This window comes from Stenotrophomonas sp. Iso1 (genome assembly GCF_027497995.1).
GTDB lineage: Bacteria > Pseudomonadota > Gammaproteobacteria > Xanthomonadales > Xanthomonadaceae > Stenotrophomonas.
In genome coordinates this window covers 1,985,617-2,000,046 of record NZ_JAODBT010000001.1, presented here as the reverse complement: position 1 = coordinate 2,000,046, position 14,430 = coordinate 1,985,617, and the positions used below count along the sequence as shown (strand labels likewise).

The window sequence follows — 14,430 nt, the reverse complement described above, 5'->3', positions numbered from 1 at the left end:
TCCACGAAGCCGCTGTGGCTTGAACAAACTATCAGCGCGCAACCACGCCTGCCAAATAGGCCATTGCCGTACTCTCCGCTGCTTCATTGGCAACCACATCCCCCTTGCCTGCCGAGCCCCGAAGCGCGCGATACAGTTCGACGGCTGCATGGAGGCAACCGATACATGAAACAGCATTATAGGCAGCCACGGTGCACTGAAGCTGTGCCGCACGCAATGGCGCCGCCGTTTCAACGCGGCGCACGCCTGCTGGTTGTGCTCCAGCTTCAACGAGTATGAGTGGCCCGAGTACCCGAGCACGCAGAAACGCAAGAAAATCGACCGCCTCGAACAGCTCGCCGCGCCCGATTTTCAGCGCCGCGTAGTGGATCCACACCCAGAAGCGATCTTCGATCCACTGCAGGTCCGGGGCCGGAAAGTGAGGCACTTCGGCCTGCAGTGCCCGGCTCAGTTGACCATCACGCTCCCAAAGTACGAGCAGGTCATCCACGCGGGTGGCGACGTCGGAAAGTGAAACAAACTTGAGATCCACATGAAGCGGTGCGTTGCCGTCCTCCCCGTCATACAGGCAGATGAGGACCCGTGGCTCGCCGACATGCTCACCGGTGAACGCTGCTACCAATGGCCCCAACTCGGCCGCGATGCGGTGCCGCTCGTCCATCACCGCTGCTATACAGGAAGGGTCCACGGCAATGACCATATCCAGATCGCTGAATTCGTCCATCTTGCCATTTGCGTATGAACCGGCGGCGGCAACGCCGACGATGCGCGTATCGGCCTGAAGTAGAGGAAGCGCACGGTGCAGAAATGATGCGTGGGTTTTGGGGATGCTGGCTGCCTGCATATGTGTCCGCGCCTCTTTCGCGGAATACCTTCTATGTTGAGAACGGCCCATACCTGCAGCATCAAGCCTTTGCATTTTCACCGCAACAACCGACGGATCAGCTCAACCCGGCACGCCGACGATCACGCTGGACGCCTTGAACAGCGCGGTCGCTTTTCCGTCCGGCTTCAACTCCAGTGCCTGTGTGCTTTGGCGGGTGATGATTGCCACTACAGAACAGCCATTGCCGACATCCAGCACGATCTCATCGTTCACTGGGCCCTGGCTGATGCGCTCGACGGTTCCAGTCAGGCAGTTTCGAGCCGAATAGCGCGCCCCTTTGACAACATTGGCAACGATAGCCTATGACCCCTTGACCAAGGCGAACGCCTGCTTGCCGGGGACTCGTTTCTTCGGTCTTCCTTAGCATCCTTCTCTCTCCAGAGCAACGGCCCCCCGGCACCCTGAAAGCCTCCATACCGTCCCCGTAGGAGGTATCGCTGCGGCTTTCCGCTCAAGCCTCACCAGCTTCTGCCGATGTACTGATGGATCAACCCATTCCTCCATCCCAGCCGGTAGCAGCAATGTCTTCTCTTCGACGTTCCCTCACCCGCAGCATCGCCATGCGCCTCATGCTGGGGACTGCTTTGGTTGCAACATTCGCCTTCGGCCTGACCGCGCTATTCATCTACCTGCGCAGCAGCGATGCTCTGATGTCTTCTTCGCGTGCAACGCTGGAGAATATGGCTAACCTTGAGGCACAACGCATTTCGGCCGAACTCGGTCGCGGCTTCGAGTCAGATCAGATCCTGGCCGGCAACTTCCTGAGTCTGCGCCAGGACGGTGCACTTACCCGTCAAAGCGCTTCGCGCATGATCCAGCAGCAGCTGCAGGCCAATTCGCAATGGATAGGCGTGGGAACTCTTTGGGAAGCAGACGCATTCGATGGGAAGGATGCAGAATTCACCAATGCTGAGGGTCATGATGAGACCGGCCGTTTCATGAGCTACTGGGCCTGGCAGAATGGTCAACCGGTACAGGAAGCCCTGCGCGATTACGAAGTCCCGGGCAACGGTGATTGGTATCTGCAGCCTCGTTCGACACTTAAACCTGCCGTATTGGAGCCTTATAGCTACGAGATCGGCGGTAAAAAGGTATTGATGACCACCTTGGCTATGCCGATCATCGAGAATGATCGATTCCTTGGGGTGACCACGGTAGATTTTGCTCTGCAGTCCCTGCAAGAGCGGCTCTCGCAAATGCATCCGATGCAGCAGGGTTACGTTCGCCTGCTTTCGCCGGCCGGCACCATTATCGCTGACCGAGATCCAGCCCGGGTTGGGAGCAAGGCCGACGATGCCGAAACCCGCGCCATCCTCGCGCAAATCAGTAAAGGCAACATCGCTTTCGAGCAGCGCCACGATGCAGCACTCGATCAGGAGGTGGTGGAGACCTATGTCCCTCTGAAGATCGGCGATACCGGCCCGACATTCGCTTTCGGCATTGTCGTCCCACGTGCACTATTGATGGAACAGGCGCGAGCACTGTTGTGGACCATCGCCGCAGTCGGCCTGATAGCTGCGTTACTGCTTTGTGGAGCCTTGTACATCCTGTTGCGCCGCTTTGTTTTCACCCCGCTTGGCGAGGCTGTACGTGTCTCGGACGATATCGCCGCCGGCAAGCTGGACAATAGGATCCGTATCCAGCGCGACGACGAAATGGGCGCGTTGTTGTCCTCAATGCAACGCATGCAAACGCAGCTACAGGCCGTGATCGCAGCGCAACGCGAGATGGCACAGCAGCATGAAGCCGGCACTATCAGCTATCGCATGGACGAAACCATCTTTCCTGGCGACTACGGCGTGATGGTTAAGGAAAACAACGCACTGGTAGCCTCGCACCTGCGCCTGATCGTCTCCGCTCTGGATGTTATCAAGCGCTACTCGCTGGGCGACCTCAGTGTCGATATTGAACGGTTGCCCGGCGAAAAAAAGGTGCTGACCGATGCAGTAGATGCGGTCAAAGTCAGTTTGTGTGCCATCAACGGTGAGATCAAGCGCCTTGCTACCGCTGCTGCGCAGGGAGACTTCACTCAGCGTGGCGAGGTAGATAGCTATCAACACGACTTCCGCGAGATGGTCGTGAGCCTGAATCACCTAATGGACACCACCGATGGCAATCTCTCGGAGGTCTCCAACCTGCTGCAAGCCATTGCACGCGGCGATCTCACCGTGCGCATGCACGGTGAATTCCACGGCGTGTTCGCACGCATGCAGGATGATGCCGACGCAACGGTAAGCCAGCTGACCAGCATCGTTGGACGCATCCAGCACTCCGCCTCAGCGATCAACCTTGCCGCCAACGAGATTGCTACCGGCAACAATGACTTGTCCCGCCGCACCGAACAACAGGCAGCGAATCTGGAAGAAACGGCAGCCTCGATGGAAGAGCTGACTTCCACTGTGCGTCAGAATGCGGAACACGCCCGTCGAGCGAACCAACTTGCCCAAGGCGCTGCCGGTGTTGCCTCGCAGGGTGGACAGGTCGTTGGGCAAGTCGTGATCACCATGGGTGACATCGAAACTTCTTCAAGAAAAATCGCAGACATCATTAGTGTCATCGACGGCATTGCCTTCCAGACCAACATCCTTGCACTCAATGCTGCAGTGGAAGCGGCGCGGGCTGGCGAACAAGGCCGCGGCTTTGCCGTGGTTGCTTCAGAAGTACGCACACTAGCTCAACGTTCGGCTGGCGCTGCAAAGGAGATCAAGGGCTTGATTGAAAATTCCGTTGAAAAGGTGTCAGAAGGTGCGGCTCTAGTGCAAAAGGCCGGCGCAACCATGGGGGAAATTGTCAGCTCAGTGCAGCAAGTTACCGACATCATGGCCGAGATCAGCTCCGCGTCCCAGGAACAGAGCTCTGGGATCGAACAAGTTAATCAGACGGTAATGCAGATGGACGAAACCACTCAGCAGAATGCCGCTCTCGTGGAAGAAGCTACCGCCGCTGCGCGTTCGATGGAGGATCAAGCGAACCATTTGGTCGAAACAGTCTCCGTGTTCCGCACTCACGCTACAGGACCGATGACGTCGGGAAACGATGCGCTTAGATTGGTAGTTAACACCTAAGTAGCCACCCTATGCGCGTAGGGCCCGGCCGGCGACTGAGAAAGCAAAGCAATTTGAAAAATTTTCAGCCGCGGTGCGGGCACTGCCCGCAGAGTTGCAAGGCCGAACCTCCAGTCGAGCGCCGTATGCCCGCCCAGTTTTGTCTCAATCCTCACTCATCGCCACGACCGCAAACAGCATCCAGGTGGTATGTGGAATCCACTGCTCCACCCAGCGCCATTGTTCTGAATCCGGGCCGGGCGCAAAGCTGATGCCGGCACCGGTATCGCTACCCGGAGCACCGGTGATGCCGTTGGAGATGCCGCCGTTGAACATCTCACCCGCACTTTCCAGCACGGTGGGCGGATTCTTCTGACCAAAGCCGTAAAGCATGGAGATACCGTAAGGGTTGCGGCCCAGGGTCCAGTCGATCTGGCTCTGCGCATAGCCGGCCTGGTCGGCAGTCAAGCCATATCCCGCCTTGCCGTTCGCGGCCAGCTTGCGCCCGCCGATGACCATGGCCGCACTGAGCGACGCCAGTCGCGCGCTTTCGCCCTGCCACCAGTAGCCGGTTTCATTGCGATGCGGGATGAAGAATCCTTCCAGCACCTCGCCTGCAGCCTTTCCGTCCTGCGTCAGCTGGAAGCGCTGGCGAGCGTAGCCGTAAGGGTTGGCGACGGACTGGGTGATGGCCAATTCGTGTTTGAGTGCCGAACCGATGGCGCCCAATGCGCGCTCACGCCGCGCCTGATCGGTTTCGATATCGACATAGGCCGACAGGCTGATGACCGGCAGGCCCGCTTCGGCGGCATGGTAGTAAGGACGACTTCCGCCATCGCTGATGAAGCCACCATCGGCCTGCTGACGTGTCATCAGACTCGTTGCTCGCGTGCGTGCGTCGTCGAGATAGCGCTGTTCGCCGGTGGCGTTGTGCAACTCCACCAGTGCCATCAGCGCGGTGTAGTCATCAATGATGTTTTCCTTGCCATCGGCGCAGTACTGCGGGTTGAACTTGCGCAGGTGGTCATAGGCGCGCTGCGCATCGGCGAGATAACTCGCCCCGTCGAATTCACCATGACGTCCGGTTTGTTTGGCCAGCATTGAGGCGCGCGCCAATGCGGCAATCGCCATGCCGCCCCCTGCGCGGAATGCCGAGCGATACAAGGTGGTGAAGGTTCCGGCCGAGCCTTCATAACCGGTGACCATGCGCTCCACGCCCGGCGTGCCCCACTGGTCGAACACCGTGGTGTAGAAGTAGCCCTCCGCATCCAGCGTGCGATGCAGATAATCCGCGCCCCATAATGCTTCGTCTTCCACCTGCGTCTGCAGTCCCTGCGCGGCAAACAACGGCTTGCGTGCATGCGCGCCATAGGCCAGCACCCAGGCCGCCATCGAGGCCTGCTGCGGATTGAAATAATTTGCGTAGCCCAGGTGCGACAGGTACTTGCCCTTGTCGCCGCCGGCATCCTGCCAACCGCCCCAGACATTCACCTTGCGCGAGGTCTCGAAGATGCGCAGGTCGCGGTCGGCGGCATCGGTGTGGCGGCTGCGGTGGAAGTAGCCCAGCAGCTGCGCGCCGGTCGTGGCGAAAGCTGCGTTGTCGCGGACCGGCACCGGTGCCGACACTGCATGCTGTTTGCCGATGCGCACATCTACCTGGTACTGGCCGCTCTGCTCGACATCCGAAAAGTCGACGCTGAAATAGCGCTTGCCCGGACTCCACTCGGCGAACGGCTGCAGCGGTTGCAGATCGCCGCTTTGTACCGGCTTGCCATCACGCAGCACGGTGTAGCTGCCCTCTCCGGCTTCGCCCGCATATTCGACAATCGCCCGCTTCGGGCCGTGCCGTTCCAGCGCTACCTGGTTGATCTGCACCAGCAGTGGCTCGGTGGGCAGGCTCACCGACACGGTGGTCGTTGGCGTCGGGGACGCCGCCGAAATGGCAGGCGGTGCGTGCAGCAGGGTCGACAACGCCAGCGTCAGCGCGGCGACTACTTGAACTCCGGTCTTGCGGGAATGCGGCAAAGAGGTCATCGGCACGGTTCCGGATAGACTAGGGATCGAAACTTAGCCATACCGTCACGCGCCGTCAATAAATACTTCACGTGGATGTATGAATAATACAGATACCCCCTCCCCTACGCTCAATCGGTTTCAACGCCTATGAACATTGGCCGCGGCGCCACCCAGCAATCCAGCGCCCCCTACAACCGCCGCCTCGTGCTGGATTTCATCCGCCAGCACGGCGCGGCCTCGCGCAAGGACATCCAGGAAAAGGTTTCGCTCAGCCCGCAGACGGTGGCCAACATCACCAATGAGTTGGAGTCGATCGGCCTGATCGTCTCGCGCCGGCAGAAAGACCTCAAAACGCGCGGCCAGCCGCCCATTGCCTTCGAGATCAATCCCGACGCTGGCCAATCCATTGGCATCAGCCTGGAACCGGGCCGCGCCACTGGCGCGTTGGTCAACCTGCTCGGCCAGATCGAAGCGCGCTGCGAAGTGCAGCTGCAGGGCTGTGATCGCTCGCAGTTACTGGCCGGCCTGCTGGAGCTGGTCGCTAAGCTGCGCCGGCAAGCCAACGCGCGGCTCTGGGGCATCGGCGTGGCCCTGCCGGGCCCGCTGGGCGATACCGAGCTGAGTTTTGTCGGCCCCACCGCACTGGAAGGCTGGAAGGACCTGTCCATCCTCGACCAGCTGCAGGAAGCCACCGGCCTGCCCCTGTTCCATAGCGTCGACAGCGTCGCCGGCGCACTCGGCGAGACCTTGTACGGCGTCGCCCGGCACCTGGACAACTTCTTCTATCTGCACCTGAGCGTGGGCCTGGGCGGCTCGCTGATCGTGGGTCGCAACACTTATCGCGGCGCCGATGGCAACGCCACCGAGATCGGCCATGTGCCGGTCGTGCCCGGCGGCACGCCCTGTTATTGCGGCAATCAGGGCTGCCTTGAGCGCTACCTGTCGCTGCATTCACTGGCCGAGGCGCTGGGACTGGATGATGGACAGATCCGCACGCCGGACCTGCTCGACCGGCTAGACGACCCCAACGACCAACCGCTGCAGCAGTGGTGCCAGCAGGCTGCGCAGCGCCTGCGCGATGCCCTCTGCATGATCGAGAACATGCTCGATCCGCAGACCATCGTCATTGGCGGATCGGCGCCGCAGAAGCTGGTCCAGCGCCTGGTCGATCTGGCCCAGCCTCTGCACCGCTCGGTACGCGGTCGTCCCGATCCGGAGCTGCCACGCATCATGATCTCGCTGCGTGAGGAGGATTGCTCCCTGCTCGGCGCCGCCGTGCTGCCCATCCACGAGCTGCTGTCCCCGCGCCTGGAAGGCGTGCGCAAGGACGACAGCGACGAGGCCCTAGCCGCCGAACTGCTCGGCCATCGCACGTCCTTTGGAGGGCGTCGCATTTAATTAAACTTCCATTGGATATTTTTATTGACAGTGCCGAATCGGGGTGACTATAGTCGCCCCATGAAGCACGATCAGCCCCAGTTCAGCATCATCGGCGACGTCAGCGTGGACCTGGTTTTGGGCACGCTGGACGGTTGGCCCAAGGTCGGCACCGAACAGTTGCTGCCTCGCAGCGAGCTGCGTGCCGGTGGTTCGGCGGCCAACTCCGCCCTCGCCGCCCGCCATCTCGGGTTGAGCCCGCGCCTGATCGGCGCCATCGGCGACGATGACCTGGCCCAGTGGCTGCTGCTGCAGCTGGCCGGCATCCGCGTCGAGCTGCAGACCTGCGCCAGCGACACCACCATGTCGGTCGGCCTGATGCACGCCGATGGCGAGCGCACCTTCTTCACCAGCTGCGGGCATCTGCAGCACCTGACCCCCGCCTTCGTGCTGGCGCACCTGCCCCAGGCAGCCGCCGGCAGCATTGCGTTGTTCACCGCCCCATTCCTGCTGCCCGACCTGCGCAGCCAGTTCAGTCAGCTGCTGGCCGAAGCCTCGGCTCGCGGCTATCAAGTAGCGCTGGATACCGGCTGGCCGCCGGAAGGCTGGACCCCGCAGGTGCATCAGGAAGTCGAAAGCTGGCTGCGCCATTGCGACCACCTGCTGGTCAACGAGCTGGAGGTGATGAGCATCGCCGGCAACCAGGATCTGGAGCTTGCCGTGCAGCGTGTCGCCAGCCTGCTCAAACCCGGCGCCAACCTGATCGTGAAGCTGGGCGCCGCCGGTGCGCTGGGCCACGTTGATGGCAAGAGCGTTCACTTCGCCACCGAAGTAACCGCTGAGATCTTCGACACCGTAGGCGCCGGCGACAGCTTCAACACCGGCTATCTGGCGGCGCGTTTGAACCAGGCGAACCTGCACGACGCACTTGCTGCCGGTTGCCGAACCGCCGCCGCGATCCTGCCCCGCTTCCCGCGCAAGAGCATCGCCGCAGGCGAACTCTCCCATTGTCTGCAGCCGTAACTCTGAGCCCGGAGAAGCGACCATGAAGCACCGCCCGCTGATCATCAGTTACATCCTCCTGATCTGGTTCGCAATCTCCTTCATCACCAACCTGATCGGGCCGCTGATGCCCATCGCCATCCAGGATTTCAAGCTGAGCCTGACCATGGCCGGCTTCATGCCATTCTCGTTCTTCCTGGCCTACGGTTTGATCTCGATACCAGGCGGCTTGCTGATTGAAATACGCGGCACGCGCTTCACCTTGTTCACCGCCTTCGCACTGAACTTCATCGGCGCGCTGGCCATCGCGCTGATACCGGGCTACTTCTCGGTGATAGCCGGTTTGTTCGTCATCGGCCTGGGCATGGCCTTGCTGCAGGTGGTGATCAATCCACTGATGCGCACCGCCGGTGGCGAGCAGCATTTCGCCTTCTTCTCGGTAATGGCGCAGCTGGTGTTCGGGCTGGCGTCGTTTCTCAGCCCGCTGGTTTTCCGCTATTACATGCAACGCCCGGGCATGGACGGCCAATCGCTGGCCTGGTTGAACTTCTATTGGTACTTCGCCGCTGCGTTCGTGCTGTTGGCCCTGCTCAACTACAAGCTGCCGCTGCCGAGGGTGGAACTGAAGGAAGACGAACGTGCCGGCAGCCGCGATGCGTATCGCAGCCTGCTGAAGCGCCGCGATGTGCGCCTGTTCTTCCTGGCCATCGTTGCCTACGTCGGCACCGAGCAGTCCATCGCCAACTGGATGTCGCAGTTCCTGCACAGCTACCACGGGTTGTCGGCCACTGAACAAGGCGCCATCGCCGTCAGCCGTTTCTGGGGCCTGATGTCACTGGGCTGTTTGACCGGCCTGGGCCTGCTGAAACTGCTGGATTCAAAACTGGTGCTGGCGCTGTTCTCCACGCTTGCCATCGCCAGCCTCGCTTTCGCTCTTTTTGGCCCTGCAGCCATCTCTCTTCTCGCCTTCCCCGCTGCAGGCTTTTTCTTGTCGGTGATGTTCTCGGTGATTTTCTCGCTCGGGCTGAATTCGGTCAGTCAGCACCACGGCGCGTTCTCGGGAATCTTGTGCAGCGGCATCCTCGGCGGCGCCATCGTGCCGTTGTTGATTGGATTCGTCGCCGACTACTGGGGCCTGCGTATTGGCCTGTCGCTGGTTTTCATCCCCCTGCTTTACATCCTCAGCGTCAGTGCCTGGGCTAGGCCGCTGGTGCGCAACCAGACCGTGTACTCCAGGAAGAACACCCCCGCCTCGCCCTGATCGGGCAACTGCACCAGCCACTGCACGGGCCACCGGCCCGAGTCGCCGTACAAACAGGAGCCAATGATGAAGAAGCATCCCAGCGCTGTTCGACCGACCGGCCTCGCCGCCGCGGTGGCAGCGGTACTGATCAGCTGTACCGCCGCGCCGGTGCTGGCGCAATCCAGCACGGCGGAAGAAGCGAAAAAAACCAACACCGGCGAGGCCCAGACCACGCTGGAAACCGTACGCGTTTCCGCCACCCGCGTTGAATCGGACCTGCTGAAGACCCCGGTCACCGTCACCGCCGTCACCCAGGAAGCGTTGACCCGCGAAGGCATCCGCGACGTGCGTGGCCTGTCCGGCAGCATGCCGAATCTGCAGATCGCTTCCGGCCCGGATTCCGGCGTGCAGGTCAGCATCCGCGGTATCGGCGCCAACAACTTCACCGAGATCGGCGATCCGGCCGTGGGCCTGCATGTGGCCGGCCTGTACTCGCCGCGTCCGCAGGGCGCGTTGGCCCTGATGTTCGACGTGGACCAGGTCGAAGTGCTGCGTGGCCCGCAGGGCACGCTGTTTGGCCGCAACTCCACCGGCGGCAGCATCAACATCATCCCGGCCAAGCCGCGCTTTGATTCCACGTTCGGCAGCACCGAAGTGGAACTGGGCAGCTACAACCTGCGCCAGCTCAACCTGATTCAGAACTTCGCGGTGAGCGAGCGCTTTGCCTTGCGCGTGTCCGCCACCAAGGTCGAGCGTGATGGCTGGATCGACCAGAAGCAGGACTTCACCGATGTCGACATCCCCGAGCGCGGCTTCATCGCCGACGGCATTCCGGATGTGGACCAGCGCCGCAACAAGAAGGTCTCGCGCAGCGACTATTACTACAACCGCGACGAGTGGGCCGCGCGCATCGCCGCACGTTTCGCCTTCACCGAGAACGTCGAGTGGTTGCTGGCCTATGAGAAGTTCCAGAACTCCGGTGCTGGCCAAGTCGGCATGAAGGACTGCGATCAGGCGGCCGGCACGCGCTTCGCCTGCGAAGGCGGCAAGTGGGACGTCAAGATCAACGTGCCCGGCAGGACCGACATGTCCATCGACACGCTGCGCTCCAACCTCAACTGGTTCCTGAGCGACACCAACAGCATCGAGTACAGCGTCGCCCTCGCCACGCAGAAGCGGTTCCAGATCTCCGACGATGACGGCGGCTATCACGAGATTCCATCGCAGGTCACCGCCACCTTGCCGGTGACGGCGGACGGCGACTGGGGCGTCTGGCCGGTGCGTGACAACACCTCCATCACCCTGGATTCGAAGTACAAGTCGTTCGTCCACGAACTGCAGTTCAAGCATCAGAGCGAACGGTTGAATCTGGTATCCGGCCTGTTCTGGATGCGCGAAAAGAACGCCATCAACTACGCGCAGGAAATGCTGGTCAACGCGCCGTTCGGTTACCCGATCAGCCAGTTCTATCACCAGCCCGATCGTCAGATCGATGCCAAGGCGATCTTCTCGCAGGCGGACTGGCACTTCGCGCCGACCTGGACCGCAACGATCGGCGGACGCTACAGCCGCGATTCCAAGACCGACCATGGTGGTCAGGTCTATGGCGGTTGGGACAGCACCTCCACGGCGTACTACAACGGCTTGTACAACCCGGGTACGCCGGGCGAGCCGGGCTTCCGCCCGCATAACGGCCGTGATCTGACCGAGAAGATGGGACCGTTCGGCGGCATAGACGCCTACAAGCTATGGGGACCGCCGGCCGAAAACGCCAACGCCGCTTCCTGGCGCAAGTTCACCTATCGCCTGGGCCTGACCAAGGATCTTTCCGACGACGAAATCCTGTTCACCTCATTGTCCAGCGGCTACAAGGCGGGCGGCTTCGGTGACAAGGACGATATCTGCGACGGCAAGGTCTGCGTGGACGGTCCTGCCGGCCCGCAGTACACGTTCTTCCCGTACCGGCCGGAAACCGTCACCAACCTGGAAATCGGCTACAAGGGCCTGCTACTGGACAAGCGCATGAGCCTGTCGGTCACCGCCTTCTACAGCCGCTACAAGGACATGCAGGTCACCGGCGATTTCTTCGCCGCCAAGGTGCACGTCAACGAGCCGTGCCCGGATTGGGACCCGACCTGCGACGTGGTCAAGAAGTGGCAGACCGTCAACGTGGGTGTCGTGAACATCCCGGGCCTGGAAGTGGAAGTGGACTACCTGCCCACGCCCAACACCCGCATCGGCGGCTTCTTCTCGTACATCAACAGCAAGATCAAGGACTACCCGACCTTCAGCGACGAGTGGAACTGCGGCGTGCGCGAAGAATTCGGCGCGGTGCCCTGCCCGGATCCGTACACCGGCTCGGACCCGACACTGGCCGGCCGCCAGATCTACGACATCACCGGCAACCATCTGCCGATGACGCCGAAGTTCACCGCTGGCGTCAACGTGTCGCACACGTTCAAGTTCGGCAACGGCTATGAGCTGGTGCCATGGCTCAACGTGAAGTGGCAGGACAAGATGTACTTCACGTTGCGCAACCTGGACAACGCGCACGTCTCCGATGCACAGGAAGCCTATGCCACCGTCGATGCGAGCCTGAGCCTGCAATCGCCGTCGTTCTGGCGCGCCGAGCTGTACGTGCTCAACGCCACCGACAAGATGAGCAAGAACTGGGCTGACGATGCGGGTGGCTTCATCCGTGCCTACTGGAACGACCCGCGCACGGTCGGTCTGCGCGTCCGCTTCGACTATTGATGAGGTTGTTGCCGATGGGCTGACACGGCCATCGACTGCTTTCGGAAACCGCCTGCAAGGGCGGTTTTTCCGTTTCTGCTTCCGTGTGAGGTGTTGCGGTGCAATCGTCGCGGGTCGAGTAATTGCAGCATCGGCGTACCAACCCCGCTCTCGATGTGCGCACCGTTGGGTTGAGCGGCTGTGCGGTCACAGTGCTATGGAATTGCGACGCGTTGATCCACCTCGCTGCAATCACCACCCTTCGTAAATTCGCTCAGCGCCTTGCCGAGCATTCCGTGGCACGAAGGTCGGCTTTGCGCGGGGCACCGTTTCAATCCACGACGAGAACAGCAAGCACTCCTCGCCTATCCCCCCTACAGAAAAAAAAGCCCCGCATCTGCGGGGCTTTTTGATCAATCTTCAGTGCGCCGGCTTCGCATCCGCCCAACCCAGATCCGGTTCGGCGTAATAGTGAACGCCCAGCGCATCCAGCTGCGGGCGCAACGCGCCCATGCGCTGCACGAAGCCGTCGTAGTTACGCTGCCCTGCAGGGCTCCAGGCGATCTCGCCCACTGCCGCCAGACGCGGCCACAGGTGATCGTCCACCGCCGCATCGGTGTGCACGAACTCCGTCCACAACGCCGCTTCAATACCCACCGCGCTCTTGAACGGTGCCGGATCGAAGCCATAGAGCCGCTTCAACGGCAGACCCTCTTTGCGACACCAATCGGCACCGGGCTGGCCCGCATAGTTGCCGTGGTCGATATACAGATACGAGCAGGGCGACAAGATCAACGGATGTCCCTTCGCCACCGCCGCGTCAATGGCATAGTCGTCATTCCACAACTGCAGCAGCACGTTGGGTTTCATGTCGGCCACCGAGCCTTCTTCCCAGACGACGGGGGTACGACCCATCTCATCCACCATCTTCGCGGTACGTGCCACGAAATCGGCGTACAGCGAATGCTTGATTTCATCACCGCCGATATGGATCTCGGCAGAGGGAAAGATGGCGACCACTTCTTCCAGCACATTGCGCACGAAGGGATACACGACGTCGGGCTTTTCCAGGCAGAACACGCTGAAACCGACTTTCACACCGGAATAGGTTGCCAGATTGCTCACGTCATCGCAGGCCAGCTCGTTGTACGAGGCCAACGCTGCCTGCACATGCCCCGGCATGTCGATCTCCGGCACGATGGTGACGCCGCGCGCCTGCGCATAGGCGACCAGATGCTTGAGTTGCTCCTGCGTGTAATAGCCCGCACGCCCGTCCTTCACCGCACTGCCGCCACCGATTTCCACCAACTTCGGGTAACGCTTGATCTCGATGCGCCAGCCCTGGTCGTCGGTCAGATGCAGATGCAGTCGGTTCAATTTGAACAGCGCCATGCGATCGATGTGCTTCTCCAGGTACTCGACCGACAGGAAGCTTCTGGCCACGTCCAGCGAAATGCCGCGCCAGTAATACGCCGGCACATCGTTGATCACCACCTTAGGCAGGCGGTATTCCGCCTGGGCCCTGGCCGGCAGCAACTGGCGCAGGCTCTGCACGGCATACAGCAGGCCGGTGTCGGTCCGCGCACTCAGCTGGATCGCATCATCGATCACCAGGCGATAGCCTTCCTCACCCAGCGCGGGATCATCCACCAGCTGCAAGCGGATCGGCGTTGCAGTGGCATCTTGGGTGTTGATGTTCAAACCTGCCAGCAGTGCGTCCAGTGCACTCCCTGCATTGGGCGCGGCGGCCCTGCCCTCCACGGTCGCAGCGGCGAGCCGCAGCTCGCCGGCGGTGACGTCCATCGACGCGGGGATGGGCACGATATGCAGCGGCGGCGCTGTTGTATCCGTGACAACAGCAGCGCGATGGTCACATCCGATACCGGCAAGAGCAGTAAGGCATACCAGTAGGAATTCGAGCTTGAAGTGCAGTTTCATCTCGGCAGGAAATCCGCAGGGGAACCCACGCATGATGCACAGTTCGGAGAGTCACTGCCATCCTGATGACAGGCACGTGCCTGAGGTTCAATTTCAGCCCACTTCACACATCAACAACCCACGGGCTGCACTACCACAAGGCAGCGAGATGTTTCCGCCGAGACGAACATTTAGACATCACCGATCTGAAG

9 protein-coding genes are annotated in these 14,430 nt (G+C 61.2%); 5 read left to right on the top strand and 4 right to left on the bottom strand.

Translation table 11 applies throughout. From position 1 onward, the window contains the following. Positions 1 to 31: 31 nt before the first annotated feature. Positions 32 to 844 carry a nucleotidyltransferase domain-containing protein gene (locus tag PAN08_RS08825; protein WP_269791063.1) on the bottom strand — a complete coding sequence of 271 codons (813 nt, stop codon included), beginning with the start codon at positions 842 to 844 and terminating at the stop codon, positions 32 to 34. Between the two features lie 102 nt (positions 845 to 946). Next, on the bottom strand, positions 947 to 1,183 hold the full coding sequence (locus PAN08_RS08820; RefSeq protein ID WP_269791215.1) for a TOBE domain-containing protein: 237 nt from the start codon (positions 1,181 to 1,183) through the stop codon (positions 947 to 949). A gap of 224 nt (positions 1,184 to 1,407) precedes the next feature. On the opposite strand from PAN08_RS08820, the gene PAN08_RS08815 reads away from it, so the two are divergent. Beyond that, a complete protein-coding gene (locus PAN08_RS08815; RefSeq protein WP_269791062.1) occupies positions 1,408 to 3,951 on the top strand; it encodes a methyl-accepting chemotaxis protein in 2,544 nt (847 codons plus the stop codon). 144 nt (positions 3,952 to 4,095) lie between these two features. On the opposite strand, the gene PAN08_RS08810 is transcribed toward PAN08_RS08815, so the two are convergent. Next, positions 4,096 to 5,964 (bottom strand): glycoside hydrolase family 9 protein, encoded by a 1,869-nt coding sequence (locus PAN08_RS08810; RefSeq protein WP_269791061.1) that lies wholly within the window; start codon positions 5,962 to 5,964, stop codon positions 4,096 to 4,098. Positions 5,965 to 6,093: 129 nt separating this feature from the next. On the opposite strand from PAN08_RS08810, the gene PAN08_RS08805 reads away from it, so the two are divergent. The 4 genes from PAN08_RS08805 to PAN08_RS08790 all read left to right on the top strand — a co-directional run bounded on the left by PAN08_RS08805 (position 6,094) and on the right by PAN08_RS08790 (position 12,322). Further along, complete coding sequence (locus PAN08_RS08805) at positions 6,094 to 7,344, top strand: ROK family transcriptional regulator (RefSeq protein WP_269791060.1); 1,251 nt, start codon at positions 6,094 to 6,096, stop codon at positions 7,342 to 7,344. Between the two features lie 60 nt (positions 7,345 to 7,404). Next, positions 7,405 to 8,346, top strand: coding sequence for a carbohydrate kinase family protein (locus tag PAN08_RS08800; protein WP_269791059.1), 942 nt, complete (start codon positions 7,405 to 7,407; stop codon positions 8,344 to 8,346). 22 nt (positions 8,347 to 8,368) lie between these two features. Beyond that, on the top strand, positions 8,369 to 9,586 hold the full coding sequence (locus PAN08_RS08795) for an MFS transporter (RefSeq protein WP_269791058.1): 1,218 nt from the start codon (positions 8,369 to 8,371) through the stop codon (positions 9,584 to 9,586). A 66-nt stretch (positions 9,587 to 9,652) separates the two neighbouring features. Beyond that, positions 9,653 to 12,322, top strand: a complete 2,670-nt coding sequence (locus PAN08_RS08790) for a TonB-dependent receptor (RefSeq protein ID WP_269791057.1) — start codon at positions 9,653 to 9,655, stop codon at positions 12,320 to 12,322. Positions 12,323 to 12,721: 399 nt separating this feature from the next. On the opposite strand, the gene PAN08_RS08785 is transcribed toward PAN08_RS08790, so the two are convergent. Continuing rightward, on the bottom strand, positions 12,722 to 14,239 hold the full coding sequence (locus PAN08_RS08785; protein WP_269791056.1) for a family 20 glycosylhydrolase: 1,518 nt from the start codon (positions 14,237 to 14,239) through the stop codon (positions 12,722 to 12,724). Between the last annotated feature and the right edge of the window lie 191 nt (positions 14,240 to 14,430).

Excerpts from the sequence above, each read along its gene's own strand:
- PAN08_RS08825 (WP_269791063.1), bottom strand. The coding sequence starts at position 844 with ATGCAGGCAGCCAGCATCCCCAAAACCCACGCATCATTTCTGCACCGT.
- PAN08_RS08815 (WP_269791062.1), top strand. The coding sequence starts at position 1,408 with ATGTCTTCTCTTCGACGTTCCCTCACCCGCAGCATCGCCATGCGCCTC.
- PAN08_RS08810 (WP_269791061.1), bottom strand. The coding sequence starts at position 5,964 with ATGACCTCTTTGCCGCATTCCCGCAAGACCGGAGTTCAAGTAGTCGCC.
- PAN08_RS08805 (WP_269791060.1), top strand. The coding sequence starts at position 6,094 with ATGAACATTGGCCGCGGCGCCACCCAGCAATCCAGCGCCCCCTACAAC.
- PAN08_RS08800 (WP_269791059.1), top strand. The coding sequence starts at position 7,405 with ATGAAGCACGATCAGCCCCAGTTCAGCATCATCGGCGACGTCAGCGTG.
- PAN08_RS08795 (WP_269791058.1), top strand. The coding sequence starts at position 8,369 with ATGAAGCACCGCCCGCTGATCATCAGTTACATCCTCCTGATCTGGTTC.
- PAN08_RS08790 (WP_269791057.1), top strand. The coding sequence starts at position 9,653 with ATGAAGAAGCATCCCAGCGCTGTTCGACCGACCGGCCTCGCCGCCGCG.
- PAN08_RS08785 (WP_269791056.1), bottom strand. The coding sequence starts at position 14,239 with ATGAAACTGCACTTCAAGCTCGAATTCCTACTGGTATGCCTTACTGCT.